This window comes from Leeia oryzae DSM 17879 (assembly GCF_000376945.1).
GTDB lineage: Bacteria > Pseudomonadota > Gammaproteobacteria > Burkholderiales > Leeiaceae > Leeia > Leeia oryzae.
The window spans coordinates 138,557-162,863 of the sequence record NZ_AQXU01000025.1; the positions used below are offsets into that span (position 1 = coordinate 138,557).

Sequence of the window (24,307 nt, forward strand, 5' to 3'; positions counted from 1 at the left end):
GGGGTAACGATATTTCCATGCCGATCCGACATCATGAGCTTGCATTTCATACCCAGTATACAGAGCTGAAAGAGCGGGTAATGTCCGTTCATAACCTACTCCCAGGCACCCCTGGTACACTGACCATCCGTGATGGCACCGGCACAGCTTACTGGTACAGGGTCTTCTACAGTGTTCCTGGCAAACAGGCGGAGACACTCATCTGCCGGGCAGAAGATCACCAGCAGAAAACCCACATGGAAGAGCAGATTGCATTTAGCCAGTGGGTACAAACCCAAGTCGGCCTAATGAAAAAGCTCGGGTTTCAAGTAGCAGACAAGCTCACTGCCAGAGTCATGGTGGAGCTTTACAACAGTGGCGCAGTAGAAGCAGGATTGACACTGGTTGGTACCCTAGCCTTCATGGCCATGTTAAACGACCTTGGCATTTACACAATCAGCGCCCGTACGCTGGATATTGACTTGGCTCGCAACCAGCCGCTCAAACTGGCCGCGCCCATGGCCTTCCTGCAGACCATGCAAGCCACAGGCCTCCCATTTGTTGCTGTTCCGGGCATGCCAAACAATGCCCCCAGCACGTCCGTCAAATTACCTGGCATTGAAAGCCTGCGGGTAGACGTACTCACCCCAGGCAAAACGACTGGCACGATTGTTACGCTACCCGAACTGGGCTGGGCAGCCCAAGCCATTGAAGGTTATGATTATTTACTGGATATCACGGAAACAAGTATCTTGCTGGCGGGCGGGCATGCCATTCCCGTCAGGTTACCCCAACCATCCAGACTAGTATGGCATAAACTTTTTAGCAGTGTTCACCGAGGCAGCCTGCATGCAAAAGCAGCCAAAGACCGTCAGCAAGCCAACCTGCTTGGTCATGCACTAGCCAAGGAGTCACCCTGGCAGCTGGATGAGGCCTGGCAAGAAGCGCCAGCATACATAAAAAGCGCCATTCAAAAGCTCGTCCCACATATGATACAAGACATCAAACCAGACTCAGAATGGCATACCCAACTGCAACAATGCCTGGGCTAGCTACCAGCAGATAAACATTACGAAGCGTATACACCGCCCAAAACCATCACCAGACGCCTGCTACGAATTACAGCATCATAGACCCGGAGATGGAAATCACAGTTTTGCCGTACAGAAGAAAGCTGAGATGATTTAGAAGACTCGGGCAGTCAAGCAGGATGGAGCAACGCGATATCCACCAATCATCCTCAAACCAGACCTCCTACTCAACAACACCACTCGCCACTAAGGCATCCCCTGCCTTATCCTGACGCGCTGCCCATGTAATGGGCTGCAACCAGGACAAAAACTGCGTACTGGCATGAGACCAGGCAAACTGCGCCGCGTGCCGCCGAGCCACCGACCGGTCAATCTGCAACGCATCCAGACACGCCTGCCGCAAGTCATGCGACATCACCCCCGCCTGCGAATCCCCAATCACATCCAGCGGACCGGTGACCGGATATGCCGCCACCGGGCAACCGCACGCCATGGCTTCCAGCATCACCAAACCAAACGTGTCCGTCTTGCTGGGGAACACAAACACGCTGGCACTCCGGTATGCCTCTGCCAATTGCGCCGTATCCAGTCCCCCCAGCCAGTTCACCTCCGGATATTTCTTCATCAACGCCGCCCGCTGTGGCCCCACCCCTGCTACCCATTTGCTGCCAGGCAAGTCTAGAGACAAAAATGCAGCCAGGTTCTTCTCAACCGCCACCCGCCCGACATACAAAAATACCGGTGGTGTCGTCTGCAAGGCGTTGGCCGCTCCGGTTGGCTGGAAATGTTCCAGGTCCACCCCGTGCGACCACGTCGCCACATTGGTAAACCCGTGCAACTCCAGATCCCTGCGCACCACCGGCGTAGGTACCATTACATGAGCAGCTGCACCATGAAAGCGGCGCAGCCAGGCATAACTGATGCGTAGCGGCAAACCGGTACGCAACTTCACATACTCCGGAAACCGCGAATGGTAAGCCGTGGTAAACGGCACCCCGTGGCGGATACACCACTTGCGGGCCGCCAGCCCCAGCGGCCCTTCCGTGGCAATGTGGATTGCATCCGGCTGCAACGCCTCAATGCGCGCTTTGACTTGTCTGTACGGAAACAAAGACAAACGGATATCCGGATAGGTAGGCATTGGCACCGTCCGGAACCCTTCGGGGGTCAGGAAATGCACCTCATGCCACCAACGAGCCAAGTCTGCCGCTGTGTATTGCAACGTCCGGACCACTCCGTTCACCTGTGGCAACCATGCATCCGTCACGATCAGAATCCGCATCTCACTCTCCTATCACCCGCACACATTACACATTGACCCACGCCGCCACTTTTTGCCGGGCCGGCAAGGTTTCTATGACCTGCCCACCCTGTACATGCCAGCTGATAATCTGCAACTCGCCATCCAGCGTCTCGACCAAGGCAGTCAGGCTCTCTACCCAATCCCCGTCATTGGCATAAATTACGCCATCAATCTCGCGTAATTCTGCTTTGTGGATATGCCCGCACACCACACCATCCAGCCCGCGGGCCCGCGCTTCTGCCGCTACCGCCTCTTCAAACTGGGTAACAAAATTCACCGCCTTTTTGACTTTGTGCTTCAGGTATTGCGATAAAGACCAATACCCCAAACCCAACCGACCGCGCAGATGATTCAGCCAACGGTTGAGCTTGAGCGTAAATTCATATGCCCGGTCCCCCACATACGCCAGCCACTTGGCACACTGGATCACCCCATCAAACAAATCCCCGTGCAACACCAGCAGCTTCCGGCCATCAGCCAGTTCATGCACCGCCTCATCCGCAATGCGAATCTCGCCAAAGGTCAGTCCCAAAAAATGTCGCACACACTCATCATGGTTCCCCGGTATAAACACCACCTTGGTCCCCTTGCGCGCCTTGCGTAGCACCTTCTGCACCACATCATTGTGAGTCTGATGCCAGTACCAGTTGCGCCGTAACGCCCAACCATCCACGATGTCCCCGACCAGATACAGATAGTCAGATTCCGTATGTTTCAGGAAATCCAGCAGATAGCTGGCCTGGCAACCGGCCGTACCCAAGTGAGTGTCAGAAATGAAAATGCTGCGAAAATGCGTTGTCGGCACCGACACTTTGGCGGCCTGAAGACTGGGGAGAGGAACAATATGAGCATTCATGCCCATTATGAAAACAGGCACAGGTGACAGCCGAGTGAAGAATGCATGAAAGAATCATGACAACGCAGCAGGAGGCAATAGCAGTCTTTGCTTGATGCATCTGGCCATAACATCATCCAGACTACATTGGATAGGAAACCAATAGAAAAAGCCACCCGAAGGTGGCTTTTTCATATTCTAAACCGTTAGATAACTAACAGATTAGAAAGAGTGTTTCAGACCAATGATGAACTTGCTCTTACGATCTGTGTCTGGGTTAGTTTGTTTCTGAGAAACAAACTCACCAAATGCTTGAGTGCGTTTGCTCAGACTGTAATGAGCATACAAACCGTACAGTTTGTTTTTAGCACCATCAACAAAACCTGCATTTTTGGCATAACCCAACTCACCACCAACTGACAGTTTGTCATTAGCAGCATAGTTTACGTACAACATGGTTTCTTTCTGGGCAACACCAGCACCAACTTTGGTACGCTCATATTCAGCAGCCAATTCCAGGCCGTTACCAAAACGGTAAGCGCCAGTCAAGTTGTACTGTTTAACGGTGCTGTCAGCAAAGCCATTGTCTTGCTGATGGTTGTATGCTGCACCGATATCCCAAGATTCAGTATCGTAATCTGCGCGCAGAGTATAGCCTTTATCTGCTGACTGAGTAGTTGAGTGGTTTTCACCCAAGTTAGCACGTACAGATGCAGTGAAGTTACCCATTGCTGGCAGGTCATAACGAACTGCGTTATTGGTAGAACCAGTATGGCCAGTACCAGAAATGTCAGCACCGTCGGTGCGACCGAAGAACTCACCACCATAGATAGTGAAGCCGTTGTGCTTACCATCGTTGTAGTTGTCTAGATCATGACCAAAACGGAATTGACCCCAAGAGTTGCTGCTTAGACCCAAGTAAGCTTCTTTACCACCTTGCAGGCCATCGCCAGTTTCATCAACTGCACCCAGACCGCTACGGGTTGTAACACCCCAAACTGTAGACAGACCATTACCCAGATCTTCAGTACCAGAGAAAGTGATCTGTACGCGGCCATCGATACGGTTTTGAGAAGCGGTACCATCTTGCGCTTTATTGTAATGCTCGTAACCACCACGAACATAACCAGAGATAGTAACGTTGCCGCTGTCAGCGAAAGCTGGAGCTGCGAAAGCGCTCAGAACTGCAACTGCGATCAGTTTTTTCATTTGTAAAACTCCGTTGAGTTTGATTGACGTATATCGATGCCTTGGAAGACATCAATTTCAAAACCACGAGACTATTAAAGCGCATGTGTCGTAAAAAAGCCAAGTATTGCATGCAAGGTCGTTATGCTTGGGCGTGAAAATGTTGTGGTTTTGCAACATTACATTTCATGACGCTTAATTAATAGGCAACCCGAGCTATATTTAGCAGGTGTAGGTGCAGCTTGGTGCACATACAGGCCTTATCGAGGCAAAGGAAGCCACCCATGCATTGTATGGTCCACGTGGTGTTGAGAGTGGTTGGGCGGGCGTGGTACGAGGATTTGGTGGCTATCGCTTTGCTCCATCTGCCCTAGAGGCTTCATTTAACGGGATGACACTGATAGATCAGTTTAATTTGCACCATCACCCTGAAAGAATGTGTGGCTGATACTGTAAAACATGACCTGGCAATTGTTTGGGGAATGATTAGCAAATACCAATAGAGCCACCAGCAAATAATCGGTCATGGCATATCGGCTTAGAAGCGATACCACAGTAAACCAATATACTCATGCATGGCCCAGCTGGTTTTTTCCAGGCTCAGGGCGGAGGGTATCCAGTTGCGGGGCCAGGGTGAAAAGGCGGGGGTGAAATTGACACCGGCTGGGTAAACAGTGATGCCGGGTTGCTGAAAGGCAAGCTGTGCCCTGGGCAGGTGCCAGCCGTCGCTGACCAGAATCAGCTTTCTGATGCCGGCTGCTTTAAGGATAGGTAACGAGAATCCGGCGTTTTCTTGTGTGGTACGGGAGGCTATTTCTAGCCATTTGGCAGACAGCTGATAATCTTGTTGCAGGACCTGTTGCATGATGTGCGCTTCTGGCGTGCCACCATCCTCAGGGGCTCCGCCGGTGAGCAGAATGGGCAAACCGGTTTGTTTCGCCAGCCAGGCACCATAACGCAGCCGCACCAGACTGCTGTCAGACAAGGTGATTTGTCCGTCGTATTCGGAACCATGGCGGCGACCACCACTGAGGATCACGATGGCTTGTGCGTCCTTCTGGCCTTGGAAATGACTATTCTGTTCGAGTGGCGCCATCAGGGCACTTGCCACAAAGCGGATGGAGGCAAGATAAAGCAGGAAGGTCGATAGCAGAATCAGCGTTTTGCCAAGCTTAGGCATGTAGCGCAGCAAAGCGACACCCGTCAGGATTGGCAGCACAAAACACATGGGCGGCAACAGGAAAGATGCGAGCAGGTTGCGGATAAACCAAGTGATGTCCATGGTGCTAAGCGGCTGGTCCGTTGAGCTGAAGGTTTATGGTTGGGAGTAGCAGGCAGTCGTTAGTATCTAATGGGTGTAATCGCTTGGCTACCTGCACCCTACGGCATTATTGCGTTGGCTATTTAGCGTTTATGCTGATCATGTCCTGGCAGGGTTTGTATGCAACATTACAAATGAACTCTACCCTAAACCGGGGATTGGTGGATATCGCTACGCGCTATCCACCCTACAATAAGTATTTAGTTACAAACTGCAGCGTGTATAGAGCGTAGTGATATACGCCACCAGCACCAATAATCCGGCCGATCAATCAGACATTGTGTTGCAGCGCTTCCAGCAATTTGCCATGTACGCCACCAAAGCCGCCGTTACTCATGACCAGTACATGGTCACCCGGTTTGGCAAAGGAGGTTACCGCGGCGACCAGTTCGTCAAGTTGCTCGTAGGTATTCGCCAATGCGCCCAGAGGCGCCAATGCGCCGGCTGCATCCCAGCCCAGGTTGGCGGCGTAGCAGAAGGTTTGGTCTGCGCCATTCAAGCTAGCGGCCAATTGGTCTTTGAGTGTACCGAGTTTCATGGTGTTGGAACGGGGTTCTAACACCGCCAGGATGCGGGCGTTGCCGACTTTGTGCCGCAAACCGGCCACGGTAGTCTCGATGGCAGTGGGATGATGGGCAAAGTCATCATAGACGGTGACGCCGTTTACAACGCCACGCACTTCCATACGGCGCTTGACGTTCTGGAACTGCGCCAGGGCGGCAATGCCTTCGGCGACAGGCACACCGACGTGTCTGGCGGCAGCCAGCGCGGCTAGCGCGTTCTGGCGGTTATGTTCACCCAACAGTTGCCATGTCACTCGACCTTGCAGTTGTCCGTTCATGAGCACGTCAAAACTGCCATCAGCATCTACGTTTGCAGCTTGCCAGTTACCGGTCTCTCCGCCAAAACCTTCAACTTCTGTCCAGCATCCTCGGTCCAGCACGCGTTGCAAACTGGCTTCAGCGGCATTGGAGACGATCCGACCAGAAGAAGGAATGGTGCGCACCAGATGGTGGAACTGGGTTTCGATGGCATGCAGATCAGCAAAGATGTCAGCATGGTCAAATTCCAGATTATTGAGAATGGCAGTCCGTGGACGGTAATGGACGAACTTGGAACGCTTGTCAAAAAACGCGGTATCGTATTCGTCTGCCTCGATCACAAAGAAAGGGCTGTCAGTCAGCCGGGCAGACACACTGAAGTTTTGCGGTACGCCACCAATCAGAAAGCACGGGTTCAGCCCGGCGGCTTCCAGAATCCAGGCCAGGATGGAACTGGTGGTGGTTTTGCCGTGTGTACCGGCAACGGCCAGTACCCATTTTTGCTGGAGGATGTTTTCACTCAGCCACTGCGGGCCGGAGATATAAGGCAAGCCTTTGTCGAGAATGGCTTCCATCAGCGGGTTACCTCTGGATACCACATTGCCGATGACGTAAATATCAGCCCCTAGCGACAACTGGCTGGGATCGAACCCCTCGATCAGCTCGATGCCCAGTTGCTCCAGCTGGGTACTCATGGGCGGGTAGACCCCGGCATCACAGCCGGTGACTTTATGGCCGGCCGATTTTGCCAACGCCGCAATACCACCCATGAAGGTGCCGCAAATACCAAGAATATGAATATGCATATTTAAATATACTGTGTTTGTTTGAAGTTGATCTGCAACAGGTGGCTATTATGAAGTGATTAACCCGCTTGTGCGCGAGTTGACCTGTAAAAATTTGATTCAGGGCAGTTTGTTTAGTGCCATGAGCGTTTTGTTTTTTGGTGTTGTATTACCGCCAATCCCCTCTAGAGCCACGGTACATCAGCATTGCGCCGTGCTCATCATTTCTGGCTTGGTATTTATCTTGCTTTCAATTGTGACAATTTCTTGCATAGTCGGTGACAGGTGGTTATGCTCTGCTCTCTTTCGCCTTCTATAAATGGAAAAATTGCACATATTTTATGACATTTGCAACTTTCCGGGCGATAATTTGAGCTAAACCTAATTTGATGTGCTAAACCTATAATATGCCAGCCTCACCAGCCGATATTGCGCGGATTGCCTTGATTCGCCTGGCCGAACAAGCCTTGCCGCCCACCCCAGAAAACTACGCCCGCTTCTATTATGAAGTCACGGGCGAGAAGAGTGACGCGCCAGATGCTGCCAGTCCAATGGATGAAGCCTTGATTGCCAAAGTGCATGAAGCGGTAGATGCCGCTACATCTACCACGGTTGGCCTGGTGCAATATCTGGGTGGCTCCAACAAGGTTATTAAAGACTCGATTGAGGATTTGACTTCGGTCGAAGAAAAGCATGAAATCCTTAAGCTGTTGAATTCGTTGTTGTTTACAGCAAAATCAATGCATGAAACGGTAGAGAGCTCGCGCGTCGAGTTAAATGAAACCCGCCAGACCTTGCAGACGCTGCAACATGAAGTGGAATCTACCAACCATGGCCTGCACCACGACCATGTCACGGGCGCGCAAAACCGCTTGGGCCTGGATAAGACCTTGCCGCGCGAAGTAGCCAAAGCCCAGCAGAACAAGAGCCGACTCACGGTTTGCCTGATTTCGGTCGATAGCTTTGACGAGTATAAAGGCCGCTTCGGAATTGATCTGTCTCACAAGATTTTGCAGCACATGGTCACCATTGGCCGCTCTGTGATGCGTGATTCAGACAGCATGGTGCGTTACGGGGATGAAGAGTTTCTGCTGATTCTGCCCGAAACGGACCTAAAAGGTGCCAAGTTTGTGATGGACCGGTTGCAACTGATCCTTCAGCGCTCTCCCCTATTTCTCAGCAACGACAAACTGATGGTGTCGATTTCAGCCGGGATTGCCCAGATGGGGGGCAACGAGAAGAGTCACTCTCTGGTCATGCGTGCAGACCGCGCTCTGTTTGCAGCCAAGAGCCTGGGAACCGCGCACATCGAATTCTCGAAAGAGTCGGCTTAGGCGCGACTAGAAATGCCCCCGTTAAAAAGCCTCGGCAGCATACGCGCCGAGGCTTTTGATTTTCTGGTAAGCCGTAGGTGACAATGCAATAAAAAAGGTAGCTACCCGGACTCGCGTAGCTACCTTTTTAGCGGACAGGACCTGTGTTACAGGGCCTTCTCCAGCTCCGGCACGATGGTGAACAAATCGCCCACGATGCCATAGTCGGCGACCTGGAAGATCGGTGCTTCTTCGTCCTTGTTGATCGCCACAATCACCTTGCTCGATGACATGCCGGCCAGATGCTGGATTGCCCCGGAGATGCCAATCGCAAAGTAAATGTCCGGTGCCACAACCTTGCCGGTCTGACCCACCTGGTAATCGTTCGGTGCGTAACCGGCATCGACAGCCGCGCGTGAGGCACCTAGCGCCGCACCCAGCTTGTCGGCCAGCGGCGTCAGTACTGACTTGAAGTTATCAGCCGAGGCCAGTGCACGGCCACCGGACACCACCACACGGGCGGCGGTCAGTTCCGGACGGTCGTACTTGGCCATCTCGGCGCTGATAAAGCGGGACTTGCCGCTGTCTGCCACCGCAGCCACGGCTTCGATCGCGGCGCTGCCGCTGTTGCTGTCGTCGGCATCAAAGGCGGTGGTACGCACGGTGACAAACTTCACCGCGTCGCTGCTCTTGACCGTCGCCAGTACGTTACCGGCGTAGATCGGACGCACGAAGGTGTCGGCAGATTCTACCGCCACGATGTCGGAAACCATGGCCATGTCGCACAGGGCGGCGGCACGCGGCAGGTAGTTCTTGCCGGCGGTGGTGGCCGGTGCCAGCACGGCTTCATATTCTTTGGCGATACCGGCAATCAGCGTGCCCATGTTCTCGGCCAGCTGATGCGCCAGTGCTTCGCCATCGGCCACGCGCACCTTGGTGACGCCAGCGGCTTTGGCGGCGGCTTCTGCCACTGCGCCACACTGGTGGCCAGCCACCAGCACGTGAATGTCGCTGCTGATCTTGCGTGCAGCGGCAATGGTTTTCAGGGTGGCAGCTTTCAGCTGGTGGTTATCGTGTTCGGCAATGACTAGTACGCTCATCACAGCACCTTCGCTTCTGTACGGAGTTTTTCAACCAGCTCGGCGACGCTGGCCACTTTCTTGCCGGCGGCACGGGCGGCCGGCTCGGCGACCTTGACCACGGTCAGGCGTGGGGTGACGTCCACGTTCAGCGCGGCCGGGGTCAGGGTTTCGATCGGCTTCTTCTTGGCCGCCATGATGTTCGGCAGCTTGATGAAGCGCGGTTCGTTCAGGCGCAAGTCGGTGGTGATCACGGCTGGCAGGCTGATCTGGAGGGTTTCCAGGCCGCCGTCGATTTCACGGGTGACGGTTAGCTCGTTACCGGCGACGTCTACCTTGGAGGCAAATGTACCTTGCGGAAAGCCGGTCAGCGCAGCCAGCATCTGGCCGGTCTGGTTGGCGTCGTCGTCGATCGCCTGTTTGCCCAGAATCACCAGTTGCGGCTGTTCTTTGTCGATAACGGCTTTCAGCAGCTTGGCAACAGCCAGTGGCTGAAGCGTCGCATCGGTTTCGACCAGCACGCCACGGTCGGCGCCCATGGCGAGCGCTGTACGGATGGTTTCCTGGCACTGGGTCACACCCAGGGACACCACCACGATCTCGCTGGCCTTGCCGGCTTCTTTCAGACGCACGGCTTCTTCTACCGCGATTTCGTCAAAAGGGTTCATGGACATCTTGACGTTGGCGATATCCACATCGCTACCGTCAGTTTTTACGCGTACCTTGACGTTGTAATCCACAACGCGCTTTACTGCGACCAGGACTTTCATACGCCTCCTACTGGCTAAATAGAATCATTCGGTCTAACAACACGTATCGTCAAGAGGCTAACCGCCTTCGTGACGCTACCAGAAAATCGTACATACCAGATGCTGTAGCGAGTTACTGCCCTATCGTTGCTGTAACCGCATTGTCTGTTAACTTAACTTGGCATTTTAACAGGCTTCTTGAACGAACGTCACCTTTGCAAGATCAAGAAATCTACTTTTGTGACAGTCATTTAAGCGGATCAACCATGGGCATGTACAGGCACTGTAACGATCGCGCGGCAATGGTCTGCTTTTGCCAAAAAGTTGATGCAAAACCACCCACACCAATATACCGCAATGCGGAATCAAGTTCCGCAATAAGAAATCATGATACACTAAGACCATGAAAAAATGTATGCCTTGCCATGCATTTTGCTGCGACGCAAAATAGCACTCTGGCGTTTTCTTACTTCATGAATGGAGAGGTTCCCCATGTCATTTGCTGGTACTTATATTGAAGATTTGCAGGTGGGTCAGTCGGTTGAAATTGGTCGTACCATCACCGACGCCGATATTGTCATGTATGCGGGCGTCAGTGGCGACACCAACCCTGCCCATCTGGACCAGGTGTATGCAGAAGGCACCATGTTCAAGGGCCGCATTGCCCACGGCATGCTGACGGCTGGGCAGATTTCCGCCGTGATCGGTACCCGCTTGCCAGGACCAGGCAGCATCTACATGAGCCAGACCCTGAAGTTCCGCGCGCCGGTGCGTCCGGGTGACACCGTGATTACCCGGGCAGAAGTCACTGCGATTGATCTGGTCAAAAAACGCGTAACCCTGTCTACCGTTTGCCGCGTAGGAGATACCGTGGTGCTGGAAGGTGAAGCACTGGTGATGGCGCCTAGCCGCGGCTAATCCGCTTGTCCCAAAATAAAACGGCGATGAAGCATCTTCATCGCCGTTTTATTTTGCATCAATCCGTCAGGAGTGACGACTTAGAAACGCCAGCCCAGACCGATACCGAACATCACCGGGTCCAGCTTCACGCTAGACACTTTGGCACCACTGCTGTTCAATACATCACTGCGCAATTGTGCTTTTTTCAGATCAACGTTCAGGTACAGGTTTTTATCCAGTTTGTAGTCAAAACCAACTTGCAGCGCCAGACCAGTACTGTGGTTATCCAGATGCAAAGCGCCACCATTCAGGTTCTCTTTACCGATCAGCGTGTAGTTGATACCTGCGCCAACGTAAGGACGGAAATTGCCTTCCGGGTTGAAGTGGTATTGCAACAGCAATGAAGGTGGCAGGTGCTTGAAAGTACCGATATCACTACCGCTCAAATATACGTGCTGTTTCTGTGGCACGGTCAGTACCAGTTCTGCAGCAATGTTTGGAGTAAAGAAATAGCTTACGTCCAGTTCTGGAATCACTTTGTTGTTAACGGTGATTTGATCAAACGCTCCAGTGCCACCAACTTGATCAGATTTCTGCGCCATATCCAGATTCACCGCACGCGCGCGAACCATCCAGTTGCCTTCGTCTTCTGCATGCGCAACATGGGCAAACGACATTGCGGCAACGGCTGCCGCGACTGCAAATTTCAATTTCATTTCCATACTCCCGATAAATACACTAAATAACAGCGGGTATTGTCAGGTGTCTGAAGTCGTCAAAATTTGCTTTAGGTCAAATTTCAGGGTTGGCCACTTGGTGAAATGGTCAAACTTTGATGCATTGCGAAATAAAACGCAGCTTGCCCATCAATGCCACAGATCGATGACCAAACCGGTGAAGATGGCAAAACCCAGCCAATTGTTGTGTAAAAAGGCCTTGAAACAGCGGGCTCTCTCCCGGGTTCTGATCAGGATATAGTGATAAAAGGCAATGCCCACGGCCACCAGCAAGCCTGCGAAGTAGGGCAACCCCAGGTGATAATAACGCCCGATGACCGCCAGAATGCTGAGTGCCAAGGCATAACAGAGCATGACAGCCAGTACGTCGTGACGGCCAAAGGTCAAGGCAGAGGTCTTGATGCCGATGCGGATATCGTCATTGCGGTCAACCATGGCGTATTCGGTATCGTAGGCCACCGTCCAAAGGATGTTGGCGGCCAGCATCCACCAGGCAACGGCGGGAATACTGCCGGTCAGGGCGGCATAAGACATGGGGATGCCAAAGCCGAAGGCGATGCCCAGATAGGCTTGCGGAATGGCAAAAAAACGTTTGAAGAACGGGTAGGTTCCGGCCAGGATAGCGGCCGGAATGGTCATCTGCAGCGCCAGGCGATTGAGCGGCAATGCAATCAGCAGCGACACCAGTGCCAGGGCGGCGGCAACCAGCAAGGCTTCGTTCGGGGTGACTTCACCACTGACCAATGGTCTTCTTGCGGTTCTTTCCACATGACCGTCAAAGTCCCGGTCAGCCCAGTCATTGATGGCGCAACCGGCAGAACGCATCAGCACCGTGCCGCATACAAAAATGATTACGATCCACGGATCTGGCCTGCCCTGCCCGGCCAGCCATAGCGCCCAGAGCGTTGGCCATAGCAGCAGTAAAGAACCGATGGGTTTATCCAGACGCACAAGGCGTGCGTAGGCATCCAGTTTATTGAGCAGGTTGGCGCTGGCCATGAATTTTATTCCACAGATTGGGGAGAAACACTTCTGTCACCATCAAGGGCACCGCATGACGGACAAACACGGAGCGGCGAGCCCATAGCGGGCAAGACAAATGCGGCAGGATCTGGCGGGCTTGCTGGTGCAAGGGGTGGTTCATGGAGACTTTGGCATACGCAAGCGGCAGCCGGATAACGGCCGGGTCGGTAAAGAGTAGCTCTGCCAGCGGACGTCTGGCCAGCGTATGCAGTGACCGCCAAACATGGCGGATGCCCGCCAGTGGCGTAATGCTGTGCGCAACCACCATAGGTTCGCCCTCCAGGGTCAGGCAGACGTCGCGCGTCCATACCTTGCCGGGTTTGGTGAGGCCGATCGAGCGCCACTCATCAAATGTCGGCATGTCTGCCACAGAGCGCATCAGCGTCACGGCAAAATCCGGCGACAGCTGCTTGAGGCGCCAGGTCAGCGACCCGGCAGAACCGAGCCAGGCCCAATCCTGCGCGTTAGCCAGCACCCGGCCACTGTGCCATACAGGGTCATATAAGGGGTGCTTGAGGGAGGATTGGAGATGGCGGTATTTCATACGCCCGCTATTATGCCAGAGGCTGCCAGCAAATGCTGTATTGGCGATGCGGCTGCAAGTGCACCTAGCGTTCCAGCCGTTGGGTGGTGTCTTTCAGGAACAGGGAAAACAGCTCGGACTGTGAATTGATGCCCAGCTTGGCATACAGATGCTTGCGGTGGACCTTGACGGTTTCTGCCGATATGCCCAGACGCTGGGCAATGCCTTTGGATGAAAACCCGCTCAGCATCAGGCGGCTGATTTCCAGCTCTCTAGCGGACAGCGAAGCCCCGCTTAGGCGGAAGTCCAGCATGTCCCGGTTGGCCAGCGCAGACGGACTGGTCGCCGGCGGGACGGGGGTGGCCGTGGCGGCCAGCTGGCGCAGCTCATGCCGCCAGCGCTGGCGTAGCAGCGGGATGAGCCACTGACTCAGCACCGCCAGCAGCGCCAGCTCTGCCGGGCTAAACCGGCGGTGCGAGCCCAGTGAAAGGCACAGCGTCGCGTCGTGATCCACCAGGCAATTGAGCTGGATTTCGTCTTCCACGATATTCAGACGGAAGTAACGCTGGTAATACTCGGTACTCTTGAAGCGGTCCGGTGCCACATCATCCAGACGGATCAAGCCCTCGCGACGGCTTTCTCGCGCGGCGATAAAAAACGGGTCCAGCATGTACAGGCCGCTAAGGTAATCTTCAAACAGCGGGTCCGGCAAGCCGTCATCCAGCGGGATTTCTGCCAATACCAGCGGCCGCTCGTGTGCCGAGAAGCGCAAGGCCACCCAGCTGTCGAAATGGACATAATCGGCCAGCAACCGGGTCAGGCGCAGCCAGAATTCATTCTGGTCCAGCGTATCAATCACACTGCCAATGGCGCGATGCCATGCCAGATCATCCAGATTCAACACACGAACTACCCCCCTATGAGTACCCCACTGGAGTAATGTTATTGTGAAACGTTGCAGCCTATACTGGGTGCTGGAATCATTTTAAGTACAACCCCTGCAAAACAGTCGGCAAATCCGGCTAAACAGCAACAGATTTGATGATTTGCAGCCAAAAGAAAGAGCATCTACCGAAATGACTCAGGAGACAAGCTTGAAAATCCAGTTAGCACAAATTTCATCGCAAGACGGTGTCACGGCCCCCAACCTGCAAAAGGTGTTGTCCATCATTGCGCAAGCGCCCGATGACACGGACCTGATTGTATTCCCCGAAACCTGTTTGATGGGCTTCCCCTCTGCCGAAGAAGTCAAACAAGTGGCAGAAACCGAAGACGGCCCGACGCTGGCCGCCGTCAAAGCAGCGGTGAAAGCCAAAAACATCTCCGTGGCATTGGGCTTTGCCGAAATAGATAACGGCAAGTTCTATAACACCACGGTACTGGTATCACCTGAGGGTATTGCCCTCAAATATCGCAAAACCCACCTGTGGGCCACCGATGTCGGCGTGTTTGAACCCGGCAACCAAATGGTCACCGGCCTGTGGAAAGGCCTGCGCGTCGGTATTCTGATCTGTTTTGATATCGAGTTTCCGGAAACCGCGCGTGCGTTGGCCATGCAAGGGGCTGATCTGCTGATTGTGACCAACGGCAATATGGACCCGTATGGTCCGGTACATCGCGCCTTGATTACGGCACGCGCCATGGAAAACCAGGTCTTTGCCGTCATGGTGAACCGCTGTGGTACCGGCTGCGGCCTGACCTTTGCCGGTGACAGTGCCGTGGTGAATCCGTTTGGTGAAGTGCTGACTGCCCTTGGTCGTGAAGAAGAAATCCGGTCGTTCGAGATTGATCTGGATGACCTGCAGAAAAGCCGGGCCGACTACCGCTACACCCAGCTCAGAAGAATCCCGCTGACAGGCGAACTCCAGTCATCAGAGCAAGGCCAGACTGCCTTCGTCTTTTCCTGATTTGATATCCGATTGATATGTTTTTTGGTTCACCCAGGCAGGTGAGAGGCATCTGCTTGGTTTTTTTCCGGGAGAGAGTAGCATGAGTAAACTAAAAAGGTCGCTGACACTCAGCTCAGTGGTCATGTTCGGATTAGCCTATATGACCCCGATCATCGTACTGGGGACCTTTGGCATTATGGCCGACAGTACCCATGGGGTGGTGGCCGGGGCCTATGCACTGGCCTTGCTGGCCATGCTGATGACCGCCTACAGCTATGGACTGATGGCAGCAGAATATCCGGTGGCGGGTTCTGCCTATACCTATGCACGCAAGTCCATCAGCCCGAAACTGGGCTTTCTGGTTGGCTGGGCCGTGTTGCTGGATTATCTGTTTTTGCCGATGGTGATCTGGCTGTTTGGCGCGGTGTACCTGAACAGCGCCTTCCCGCATGTACCCATGTCGGTCTGGATTCTGTCCTTTATCGGGGTCACCACTGTCATCAACATCCTGGGCATCAAGTTTGCCAACACCGTGAACTACCTGATGATGCTGATCCAGATGCTGGTTCTGATCGCCTTTGTACTGCTGGCCATGCATTATGTGTTTGGCGATGCCAGCAAATCCCTGTTTGATCTGGCGCCGTTCTACCAGCCCAAAGTGCAGATGTCACTGGTCATGGCCGGTGCAGCCATTGCCTGTTATTCTTTCCTCGGTTTTGATGCCGTTACCACGCTGACAGAAGAAACCATCAACCCGAAGAAAGTGATTCCCCGCGCGATTCTGCTGATTACGCTCCTGGGCGGCGGCATTTTTATCGCCACCTCGTATTTTGTCGGTCTGGCCCACCCCGGGTTTGTATTCCAGTCGTCTGATGCGGCCGCTTCCGAGATTGCCAAAAACATCGGCGGCGATATCTTTGTGACCATCTTCCTGATCGGCCTGATCATTGGCCAGTTTGCATCCGGTTTGTCGGCCCAAGCCAGTGCGTCACGCTTGCTGTATGCCATGGGGCGTGACGGCGTATTGCCAAAATGCATCTTCGGCAAACTGCATGCCCGCTTCCAGACCCCAGCACTGAATATTGTCTTGTGTGGCCTGGTTGCCTTGCTGGCATTGGCCATGGACGTAACGACGTCGGTATCCTTCATCAACTTCGGGGCCTTCCTGGCGTTTACCAGTGTCAACCTGTCCGTGATTGCCCGCTTCTACATCCGCAGAACCGAACCTGCGCCACGCGACTTCCTGAAGTTTCTGCTGATCCCGATTCTGGGGGCTGCTGCTGACCTGTGGCTGCTGATCAGCCTGGACCAGAAAGCCATTACGCTGGGCCTTAGCTGGCTGGTCATCGGGCTTGTCTATCTGGCCTACCTCACCAAAGGGTTCAGCAAAGAACCGCCTGAAATGGATTTCACCGAAGCAGAATAAACGGGAATACACCCATAACAAAAAAGCGAGGATAAATCCTCGCTTTTTTGTTATGCAAAACTGCTTCAACCAGCACGGCTTACCAGACGTTCAGGTAACCCAGAATGCCTTCGGCTGCCTGACGGCCTTCAAACACGGCACGTACAACCAGATCTGCACCGCGCACCTGATCACCGCCCGCAAAGATTTTCGGGTTGGTGGTCTGATGCTTGAACGCTTGCTTGGCTGATGCCAGGGTACGGCCGCGGTCATCGGTCTTGATGCCTTGCGCGTCAAACCAGGCCTCGGCTTCGGTTTGGAAACCAAACGCCACGATCACCACGTCCGCAGGGATGATTTCTTCAGAACCCGGAATCACCTCTGGGGAACGGCGACCTTTGGCATCTGGTGCCCCCAGCTGGGTAGTCACCATTTTCACGCCCAGTGCACCGTCTTGCGCCACCACGCCGACTGGCTGGCGGTTCCACAGGAACTGCACGCCCTCTTCCTTGGCGTTGACGACTTCGCGTTTGGAACCCGGCATGTTTTCTTCGTCACGACGGTACGCACAGATCACGCTGCTGGCGCCCTGGCGGATAGAGGTACGGTTACAGTCCATGGCCGTATCACCGCCACCCAGTACCACCACGCGCTTGCCAGCCATATCCATGAAGGTTTCGCCGTCTTGCAGCGTGCCCATCTTGTGACGGATATTAGAGATCAGGAACGGCAAAGCTTCCAGTACACCTGGCAGGTTTTCACCTTCAAAGCCACCCTTCATGTATTTGTAAGCGCCCATGCCCATAAAGACGGCATCGTAATTGCGCAACAATTCATCAATGGTGATGTCTTTGCCGATATCGGTATTCAGGCGGAACTCGACGCCCATCTCTTCCATGATCTGGCGACGGCGCTGTACCACTTCTTTTTCCAGCTTGAATTCCGGAATGCCGAAGGTCAAGAGGCCGCCAATTTCTTCGTAACGGTCAAATACCACCGGTTTGACGCCGTTACGGATCAGCACGTCGGCACAGGCCAGACCGGCAGGGCCAGCGCCAATCACAGCCACTTTTTTGCTGGTCCAGACCACGTCGGACATGTCCGGACGCCAGCCGGCCTTGAAGGCTTCATCGGTAATGTACTTCTCGATGGAGCCAATAGTCACCGCACCGAAATCATCATTCAGGGTACAAGCCCCTTCGCACAGACGGTCTTGCGGACAGACGCGGCCGCAAATTTCTGGCAAAGAGTTGGTCTTGTGGGACATTTCTGCCGCTTCGAACAGCTTGCCTTCCCGTACCAGCTTGAGCCAGTTTGGAATGAAGTTGTGAACCGGGCATTCCCACTCGCAATACGGGTTACCACACCCCAGGCAACGGTCTGCCTGCTCAACCGCCTGCTCTTTCGGCAGCGGTTGGTAAATCTCTTTAAACTCGATCTTGCGGACATCCGCCGGTTTTTTCTCGCCGGGGTTTCTGCCAAGATTCAAAAACTGGAATACATCAGCCATGATAAGCCTCAAATCTTTATGTCACTCTGTACAGAACGCGGGTCGGGCTTGCGCCCAACCCCGGGCGAATGGTTAGTCCTTCAGCAGACTTTCCAGCTTGGCTGCTTTCGGTTTTACCAACCAGAATTTGCCAACTGCATCTGCAAAGTCATCCAGAATATCGCGCCCGCGTTCTGAACCGGTCAGCTCTACGTGCTCTTCAATACGATCACGCAAGAACTGGCGAACATGCCCGTACGCCTCGCTGGTAATCAGCTGGATATCTACCAGCTCATTGTTGTAGCGGCGAACAATCTTGTCATGCTCGTCATACACCAGCGCAAAGCCACCGGTCATACCGGCCCCAAAGTTGCCACCGGTTTCACCCAGTACGATCACACAACCACCGGTCATGTATTCGCAGCAGTGCTCACCCACGCCTTCGACAATCGCAAACGCGCCAGAGTTACGTACCGCAAAGCGCTCGCCTGCGATACCGGCCGCGTACAGTTTGCCGCCGGTAGCACCGTACAGACAGGTGTTACCGATAATCACCGATTCGTGCGCCTTGAACGCAGAGCCTGCTGGCGGTGCAATCACGATACGGCCACCGTTCATGCCTTTGCCCACGTAATCGTTGGCATCGCCTTCCAGCGACAGGTACAGACCCTTGGCATTCCAGACACCGAATGACTGGCCTGCGCTGCCCTTGAAGCGAACGTGCAGGGTACCTTCCGGCAAACCGTCTACGCCCCAGCGACGGGCGATTTCGCCCGACAGACGCGCACCGATGGAACGGTTGGTGTTCTTGATCGGGTAATACAGCTCTTGCTGGGTTTTGTGCTGCAGCGCCAGTTGGGCATCTACCACCATCTGTTCGGCCAGCTCGCCCTTGTCAAAGGACGGGTTGCTTGCCTCGACACAGAAGCGCGGTTCAGACGCAGGAATTGCCCTGCCACCGACCAGTGCATTCAGATCCAGACGTTTCTGGCGGTCGCTTTCACCTTCCAGCAGTTCCAGCAGGTCCAGACGGCCAATCAGCTCTTCCAGCTTGGACACACCCAGCTTCGCCATCCATTCGCGGGTTTCCTGCGCGATGAAGGTAAAGTAGTTGATGACCATTTCTGGCAGGCCAATGAAGTACTTGGTGCGCAGTTTGACTTCTTGTGTCGCCACGCCGGTTGCGCAGTTGTTCAGGTGACAAATACGCAGGTATTTACAACCCAGCGCCACCATCGGCCCGGTACCGAAACCGAAGCTCTCAGCGCCCAGAATCGCAGCTTTCACCACGTCCAGACCGGTTTTCAGGCCACCATCGGTCTGCATGCGGACACGGCCGCGCAGGCCGTTGGCACGCAAGACCTGCTGTGCTTCTGCCAGCCCCAGCTCCCATGGCGTACCCGCGTACTTCACTGAAGTCAGCGGGGATGCACCGGTACCACCGTCGTAACCGGAGATGGTAATCAGGTCGGCATAGGCCTTGGCTACACCAGCGGCGACGGTCCCCACACCTGGTTCTGCCACCAGTTTCACCGATACCAGTGCCTGCGGGTTGACCTGTTTCAAATCAAAAATCAGCTGAGCCAGATCTTCGATCGAGTAGATGTCGTGATGCGGCGGTGGAGAGATCAGCGGAATCCCTGGTTTGGAACAACGCAAGCGCGCGATCAGCGGGCTCACCTTGTCACCCGGCAACTGACCGCCCTCGCCCGGTTTGGCACCCTGGGCAATCTTGATCTGCAAGACTTCGGCATTGACCAGATAGTGCGGCGTCACGCCAAAGCGGCCGGTCGCCACCTGCTTGATCTTGGAGTTTTTGACCGTACCATAACGCGCAGGGTCTTCGCCACCCTCACCCGAGTTAGAGCGACCACCGATGCGGTTCATCGCTTCGGCCAGTGCTTCGTGTGCTTCTGGCGACAAGGCACCCAGCGACATGCCGGCAGAGTCGAAACGCTTGCGGATTTCTTCCACTGGCTCGACGTCTTCCAGAGAAATGCCGTCGGTCAGTTTCAGTTTCAGCATGTCGCGGAACATGGCCACCGGACGGTTGTTCACGGTATCGGCGTATTTGCGATAGGCCTCATAATCACCGTTCTGAACCGCTTTCTGCAGCCAGGTCACTACGTCCGGGTTGTAGGCGTGGTATTCCTCGCCAAACACGTACTTCAGCAAACCGCCTTGAGAAATCGGACGCATCGGATTCCAGGCCTGGCGAGCCAGTGATTTCATGTCTTCTTCGAAGTCATCGAAATTGGCACCGGACAAGCGACTTTCGGTATTTGGCAGGCAACGGGCAATGACTTCTTCGTGCACACCCACGGCTTCAAAGAGGCCAGCACCCCGATAGCTGGCGATGGTGGAAATCCCCATCTTCGACAGCACTTTCAGCAAGCCTTTGTTGATCCCTTTACGGTAATGGGACAGCAAGTCATTGATGTTGCCGCTGATCTGCTGGGTTTCCAGCAGTTCTTGCACGGTCTGGTAAGCCAGGTACGGGTACACCGCAGACACACCGGCGCCGATCAGGCAGGCAAAGTGATGCGGATCACGCGCAGCTGCGGTTTCAATGACCAGGTTGGTCTTGGTACGCAAGCCGGCATTGATCAGCGCAGCATGCACTGCGCCCACAGCAAACAGGGCGTGGATAGGCAGACGGTCCTTGCGTACATTGCGATCTGACAAGGTCAGGATCACGCCGCCAGAACGGGCTGCCGCCAGCACATCGTCAACCAGCTTGTCGAGTGCACTGCGCAGGGTATGTTCTTGCGGGTTGTAGGTGATATCAAACTTGACCGATTTATAGTTAGCATCGGTCAGGGTCATCAGCGCTTCGTACTTGGCGTGGCTCAATACTGGCGAGCGGATCTCCAACCGCTTGGCGTGGTCCGGGCTCTGTTCGAAAATATTGCGCTCAGGGCCAAACACCGTGTTCAGTGACATCACGATGGATTCACGGATCGGGTCGATTGGCGGGTTGGTCACCTGGGCAAACTGCTGGCGCAGGTAGTCAAACGGTGACCGGATCTGCTGTGACAATACCGCCATCGGGGTGTCATCGCCCATGGAGCCCACCGCTTCCTGGCCGTCTTCTGCCAGCACGCGGATAATCTGGTCGCGCTCTTCAAAGGTCAGCTGGAACTGCTTCTGGTATGCCAGACGCTCTTTTTTGTCCATGACCGGACCCAGGCCGTCTTCATCCAGTGCGGTTTCGATGTAACGGGCGTTTTCCTTGACCCAGGTACGGAACGGCGCGGAGCTCTTGATATGGTTATCAATGTCGTTAGAGCGCAGCAGCTCGCCGGTTTGCAAATCGGCGGCAAAAATCTGACCCGGACGTACACGGCCTTTTTCCACCACGTCTTCCGGTGCATACGGCCACACGCCCACTTCCGAAGAAATGGTCAGGTGACGATCTTTGGTCACCACGTAACGGGCCGGACGCAGACCGTTACGGTCCAGCATACAGGCGGCATAGCGGCCATCGGTCAGCACGATGCCGGCCGGGCCATCCCATGGTTCCATCTGCATGGAGGTATATTCATAATAGGCACGCAGATCTTTGTCCATGCTGTCGACGTTTTGCCAAGCCGGCGGCACCATCAGACGCAACGCACGGAACAGCGGAATGCCACCCATCACCAGGGCTTCCAGCAGGTTGTCCATGGACATGGAGTCAGAACCATCGGTACTGACGATAGGACGGATGTCATCCATGTTTGGAATCAGCGGTGTAACCATGACCTGTTCGCGCGAACGGGCCCAAGAACGGTTCCCCTGAACGGTGTTGATCTCGCCGTTGTGCGCCATCATGCGGAATGGCTGTGCCAGACGCCATTCTGGCCAGGTGTTGGTCGAGAAGCGCTGGTGGAATACTGCCAGCGATGACAGGAAGCGCGGGTCTTGCAGGTCCGGATAGAAAACCGGCAGGTTATCTGGCGTGACCAGACCCTTATAGCTGATCACGTTGCCGGACAGCGTCGGAATATAGAAAGACTTGTCAGCAGGTTGCGCCGCTTTTTCGGCACGACGACGCGCAATGTACAGACGACGCTCGAACGTCTCGGTGTTCATGATGGCCGGGCAATTGACAAACACTTGCTCGATGGTCGGCAAGGTTTCTTTGGCGTATGCGCCCAAAGCTGCCTGGTTGGTAGGTACAGAACGGAAACCGGCGACCAGCAGGCCTTGCCCTTCCAGTTCTTTTTTCAGGATCGTGCGGGATGCTTCTGCAATGGCAGCATCCGCATTCAAGAACACCAGACCAGCCGCGTAATTGTCTGCCAGCGGAAAACCGCATGCCCCTGCCACTTCACGCAGGAAAGCACTGGGTTTCTTGAACAGCAAACCACAGCCGTCCCCCGATTTGCCATCGGCGGCAACTGCGCCGCGATGCGTCAGACGTGCCAGAGACTCAATGGCTGTTTTTACCAGCCAGTGACTCGGTTTGTCATCCAGATTGGCAATCAGGCCAAAGCCACAACTATCTTGTTCAAAATGTCGGCGGTATAGCGAGCCGTCCAACCATTGCTGTCTGTCCATTTTTCCCCTCACGAACAGCCACAGAACCCTGTCCCTACCCGCCAGCCCGGGTATCCAATCGGGTTCTTGATTAACTTCAGACTGGACTACTGAAAATGATTTGAAACCGAATTTGCAAGATCGTACCGGTTAAAAAAACCGCCACTGTAAGGCGGTTTTCTCACATCGGATGCGATTTATTGTGATGGTGTCGAGCTTGTAGCGTGGACCTTGCATAAAACCGTATCAGAGGCTTCATTTTATGAAATTACGACACGATCAGCAATGAATTTTATAAAAATGCGACATAAGCCATAAGCTGATGATTAAAAAAGGAAAAATGGCAATTTTATGCCATTTGAATTATGAAGAGATAAAAAAACGGTCATTTTGGCGACAACATTCGTCAGAAAAACGACACATCTATTGCGAAACGGACGCCAAAAAAACTCTTTGGCGCCACTACGGAATATTACGTAGGAAAATTTCAGGCGTTTGCCAGCCCTAACCAGTCTTTTTCAGTCAGGAAATTTTCATACAATGCAGCTTCTGGTGTGCCGGCTTCCGGGTGCCAGTCATAACGCCAGCTCACCATCGGCGGCATGGACAACAGAATGGACTCTGTCCGTCCGCCAGACTGCAAACCGAACAGGGTGCCGCGGTCAAACACCAGGTTAAATTCTACATAGCGGCCACGTCGGTACAACTGGAAATTGCGTTCGCGCTCACCATAAGGCATGTCCTTGCGACGTGTAATGACGGGCAGATACGCAGCCAGGAAGGCATCGCCCACTGCACGGGTAAAGGCAAAGCAGGTGTCAAAACCGAGACTATTGAAATCGTCGAAGAACAAGCCGCCAATCCCGCGTGGCTCTTGCCGATGCTTCAGATAAAAATACTGGTCGCACTGCTGCTTGAGTTTTGGATACCATGCCTCGCCAAACGGAGCGACCGCATCATGGCACACCTGATGAAAATGCACGGCGTCTTCTTCAAACCCATAGTACGGCGTCAAGTCCATGCCGCCACCAAACCACCAGACGGGTTCTTTGCCATCTGCCATGGCGCAGAAAAACCTGACATTCAGATGCACGGTCGGGCAATAGGGGTTACGTGGATGCAGCACCAGTGACACACCCATGGCCTCCCAATGGCGACCGGCGATTTCCGGGCGGCTAGCCGATGCCGATGGAGGCAGTTTGTCGCCCATCACGTGAGAGAACAACACCCCGCCCCGCTCGAAGAAGTTGCCTTCCTCGATCAGACAGGACAATCCGCCCCCGCCTGCCGGCCGGTCCCAACTATCGCGCCGGAACGTCTGGCCATCAAAGGCTTCCAGGCCGGATACAATCCGTTGTTGCAAATCCAGCAAGTAGGTTTTTACAGCGGCAAGATTCATGGGCATTCCATCATTGA

General features: G+C 54.3%; 19 protein-coding genes. 5 read left to right on the plus strand and 14 right to left on the minus strand.

Annotated features, from left to right (window positions below; genetic code table 11):
- Positions 1 to 80: 80 nt before the first annotated feature.
- A complete protein-coding gene (locus F552_RS0114080) occupies positions 81 to 1,031 on the plus strand; it encodes a GSU2403 family nucleotidyltransferase fold protein (RefSeq protein WP_169333604.1) in 951 nt (316 codons plus the stop codon).
- A 202-nt stretch (positions 1,032 to 1,233) separates the two neighbouring features.
- Here the strand turns inward: F552_RS0114080 and F552_RS0114085 are convergent, their stop codons facing one another.
- The 5 genes from F552_RS0114085 to mpl form a co-directional block, all read right to left on the minus strand.
- Entirely contained in the window at positions 1,234 to 2,292 is a 1,059-nt protein-coding gene (locus F552_RS0114085) for a glycosyltransferase family 4 protein (RefSeq protein WP_018152396.1), read from the minus strand.
- Between the two features lie 25 nt (positions 2,293 to 2,317).
- The gene (locus tag F552_RS0114090) at positions 2,318 to 3,169 is read right to left on the minus strand and encodes a UDP-2,3-diacylglucosamine diphosphatase (protein WP_211208294.1); all 852 of its coding nucleotides are present in this window, start codon (positions 3,167 to 3,169) and stop codon (positions 2,318 to 2,320) included.
- A gap of 201 nt (positions 3,170 to 3,370) precedes the next feature.
- On the minus strand, positions 3,371 to 4,357 hold the full coding sequence (locus F552_RS0114095) for a porin (RefSeq protein ID WP_018152398.1): 987 nt from the start codon (positions 4,355 to 4,357) through the stop codon (positions 3,371 to 3,373).
- Between the two features lie 517 nt (positions 4,358 to 4,874).
- Positions 4,875 to 5,618, minus strand: a complete 744-nt coding sequence (locus F552_RS0114105) for a YdcF family protein (protein WP_018152399.1) — start codon at positions 5,616 to 5,618, stop codon at positions 4,875 to 4,877.
- Between the two features lie 310 nt (positions 5,619 to 5,928).
- Entirely contained in the window at positions 5,929 to 7,284 is a 1,356-nt protein-coding gene (gene mpl, locus F552_RS0114110; protein WP_018152400.1) for a UDP-N-acetylmuramate:L-alanyl-gamma-D-glutamyl-meso-diaminopimelate ligase, read from the minus strand.
- Between the two features lie 386 nt (positions 7,285 to 7,670).
- On the opposite strand from mpl, the gene F552_RS0114115 reads away from it, so the two are divergent.
- A complete protein-coding gene (locus F552_RS0114115) occupies positions 7,671 to 8,597 on the plus strand; it encodes a GGDEF domain-containing protein (RefSeq protein WP_018152401.1) in 927 nt (308 codons plus the stop codon).
- 146 nt (positions 8,598 to 8,743) lie between these two features.
- On the opposite strand, the gene F552_RS0114120 is transcribed toward F552_RS0114115, so the two are convergent.
- Positions 8,744 to 9,676, minus strand: coding sequence for an electron transfer flavoprotein subunit alpha/FixB family protein (locus tag F552_RS0114120; RefSeq protein WP_018152402.1), 933 nt, complete (start codon positions 9,674 to 9,676; stop codon positions 8,744 to 8,746).
- Positions 9,676 to 10,425 carry an electron transfer flavoprotein subunit beta/FixA family protein gene (locus F552_RS0114125; RefSeq protein ID WP_018152403.1) on the minus strand — a complete coding sequence of 250 codons (750 nt, stop codon included), beginning with the start codon at positions 10,423 to 10,425 and terminating at the stop codon, positions 9,676 to 9,678. The genes F552_RS0114120 and F552_RS0114125 overlap by 1 nt, the downstream gene beginning before the upstream one ends.
- Positions 10,426 to 10,896: 471 nt before the next feature.
- Here F552_RS0114125 and F552_RS0114130 point away from each other — a divergent pair, with 471 nt between their 5' ends.
- Positions 10,897 to 11,322: a MaoC family dehydratase gene (locus tag F552_RS0114130; RefSeq protein ID WP_018152404.1), complete on the plus strand. Its 426-nt coding sequence runs from the start codon at positions 10,897 to 10,899 to the stop codon at positions 11,320 to 11,322.
- An 80-nt stretch (positions 11,323 to 11,402) separates the two neighbouring features.
- Here the strand turns inward: F552_RS0114130 and F552_RS0114135 are convergent, their stop codons facing one another.
- From F552_RS0114135 to F552_RS0114150, 4 genes are all read right to left on the minus strand, one after another.
- The gene (locus tag F552_RS0114135) at positions 11,403 to 12,020 is read right to left on the minus strand and encodes an OmpW/AlkL family protein (protein ID WP_018152405.1); all 618 of its coding nucleotides are present in this window, start codon (positions 12,018 to 12,020) and stop codon (positions 11,403 to 11,405) included.
- A 150-nt stretch (positions 12,021 to 12,170) separates the two neighbouring features.
- Complete coding sequence (gene ubiA, locus F552_RS0114140; RefSeq protein ID WP_018152406.1) at positions 12,171 to 13,040, minus strand: 4-hydroxybenzoate octaprenyltransferase; 870 nt, start codon at positions 13,038 to 13,040, stop codon at positions 12,171 to 12,173.
- Positions 13,015 to 13,608 carry a chorismate--pyruvate lyase family protein gene (locus F552_RS19460; RefSeq protein ID WP_018152407.1) on the minus strand — a complete coding sequence of 198 codons (594 nt, stop codon included), beginning with the start codon at positions 13,606 to 13,608 and terminating at the stop codon, positions 13,015 to 13,017. Before F552_RS19460 ends, ubiA begins: the two co-directional genes overlap by 26 nt.
- 64 nt (positions 13,609 to 13,672) lie before the next feature.
- Positions 13,673 to 14,491 carry a helix-turn-helix transcriptional regulator gene (locus F552_RS0114150; protein WP_018152408.1) on the minus strand — a complete coding sequence of 273 codons (819 nt, stop codon included), beginning with the start codon at positions 14,489 to 14,491 and terminating at the stop codon, positions 13,673 to 13,675.
- A 190-nt stretch (positions 14,492 to 14,681) separates the two neighbouring features.
- Here F552_RS0114150 and F552_RS19465 point away from each other — a divergent pair, with 190 nt between their 5' ends.
- Together F552_RS19465 and F552_RS0114160 are read left to right on the plus strand one after the other, a co-directional pair.
- The gene (locus F552_RS19465) at positions 14,682 to 15,494 is read left to right on the plus strand and encodes a carbon-nitrogen hydrolase family protein (protein WP_018152409.1); all 813 of its coding nucleotides are present in this window, start codon (positions 14,682 to 14,684) and stop codon (positions 15,492 to 15,494) included.
- Between the two features lie 82 nt (positions 15,495 to 15,576).
- A complete protein-coding gene (locus tag F552_RS0114160; protein WP_026182748.1) occupies positions 15,577 to 16,902 on the plus strand; it encodes an APC family permease in 1,326 nt (441 codons plus the stop codon).
- Positions 16,903 to 16,981: 79 nt separating this feature from the next.
- On the opposite strand, the gene F552_RS0114165 is transcribed toward F552_RS0114160, so the two are convergent.
- The 3 genes from F552_RS0114165 to hemF all read right to left on the minus strand — a co-directional run bounded on the left by F552_RS0114165 (position 16,982) and on the right by hemF (position 24,290).
- Positions 16,982 to 18,391, minus strand: a complete 1,410-nt coding sequence (locus tag F552_RS0114165; protein ID WP_018152411.1) for a glutamate synthase small subunit GltD family protein — start codon at positions 18,389 to 18,391, stop codon at positions 16,982 to 16,984.
- Between the two features lie 72 nt (positions 18,392 to 18,463).
- On the minus strand, positions 18,464 to 22,912 hold the full coding sequence (gene gltB / locus F552_RS0114170; protein WP_018152412.1) for a glutamate synthase large subunit: 4,449 nt from the start codon (positions 22,910 to 22,912) through the stop codon (positions 18,464 to 18,466).
- A gap of 466 nt (positions 22,913 to 23,378) precedes the next feature.
- Positions 23,379 to 24,290, minus strand: coding sequence for an oxygen-dependent coproporphyrinogen oxidase (hemF, locus tag F552_RS0114175; RefSeq protein ID WP_018152413.1), 912 nt, complete (start codon positions 24,288 to 24,290; stop codon positions 23,379 to 23,381).
- Positions 24,291 to 24,307 lie beyond the last annotated feature (17 nt).

What these genes read in the sequence shown, in the direction of transcription:
- F552_RS0114095 (WP_018152398.1), bottom strand. Translation starts at nt 4,357, where the DNA reads ATGAAAAAACTGATCGCAGTTGCAGTTCTGAGCGCTTTCGCAGCTCCA.
- F552_RS0114165 (WP_018152411.1), bottom strand. Translation starts at nt 18,391, where the DNA reads ATGGCTGATGTATTCCAGTTTTTGAATCTTGGCAGAAACCCCGGCGAG.
- F552_RS0114085 (WP_018152396.1), bottom strand. Translation starts at nt 2,292, where the DNA reads ATGCGGATTCTGATCGTGACGGATGCATGGTTGCCACAGGTGAACGGA.
- F552_RS0114115 (WP_018152401.1), top strand. Translation starts at nt 7,671, where the DNA reads ATGCCAGCCTCACCAGCCGATATTGCGCGGATTGCCTTGATTCGCCTG.
- F552_RS0114120 (WP_018152402.1), bottom strand. Translation starts at nt 9,676, where the DNA reads ATGAGCGTACTAGTCATTGCCGAACACGATAACCACCAGCTGAAAGCT.
- hemF (WP_018152413.1), bottom strand. Translation starts at nt 24,290, where the DNA reads ATGAATCTTGCCGCTGTAAAAACCTACTTGCTGGATTTGCAACAACGG.
- F552_RS0114160 (WP_026182748.1), top strand. Translation starts at nt 15,577, where the DNA reads ATGAGTAAACTAAAAAGGTCGCTGACACTCAGCTCAGTGGTCATGTTC.
- F552_RS19460 (WP_018152407.1), bottom strand. Translation starts at nt 13,608, where the DNA reads ATGAAATACCGCCATCTCCAATCCTCCCTCAAGCACCCCTTATATGAC.
- ubiA (WP_018152406.1), bottom strand. Translation starts at nt 13,040, where the DNA reads ATGGCCAGCGCCAACCTGCTCAATAAACTGGATGCCTACGCACGCCTT.
- F552_RS0114130 (WP_018152404.1), top strand. Translation starts at nt 10,897, where the DNA reads ATGTCATTTGCTGGTACTTATATTGAAGATTTGCAGGTGGGTCAGTCG.
- F552_RS0114090 (WP_211208294.1), bottom strand. Translation starts at nt 3,169, where the DNA reads ATGAATGCTCATATTGTTCCTCTCCCCAGTCTTCAGGCCGCCAAAGTG.
- F552_RS0114125 (WP_018152403.1), bottom strand. Translation starts at nt 10,425, where the DNA reads ATGAAAGTCCTGGTCGCAGTAAAGCGCGTTGTGGATTACAACGTCAAG.
- F552_RS0114135 (WP_018152405.1), bottom strand. Translation starts at nt 12,020, where the DNA reads ATGAAATTGAAATTTGCAGTCGCGGCAGCCGTTGCCGCAATGTCGTTT.
- gltB (WP_018152412.1), bottom strand. Translation starts at nt 22,912, where the DNA reads ATGGACAGACAGCAATGGTTGGACGGCTCGCTATACCGCCGACATTTT.
- mpl (WP_018152400.1), bottom strand. Translation starts at nt 7,284, where the DNA reads ATGCATATTCATATTCTTGGTATTTGCGGCACCTTCATGGGTGGTATT.
- F552_RS0114105 (WP_018152399.1), bottom strand. Translation starts at nt 5,618, where the DNA reads ATGGACATCACTTGGTTTATCCGCAACCTGCTCGCATCTTTCCTGTTG.
- F552_RS0114080 (WP_169333604.1), top strand. Translation starts at nt 81, where the DNA reads ATGTCCGTTCATAACCTACTCCCAGGCACCCCTGGTACACTGACCATC.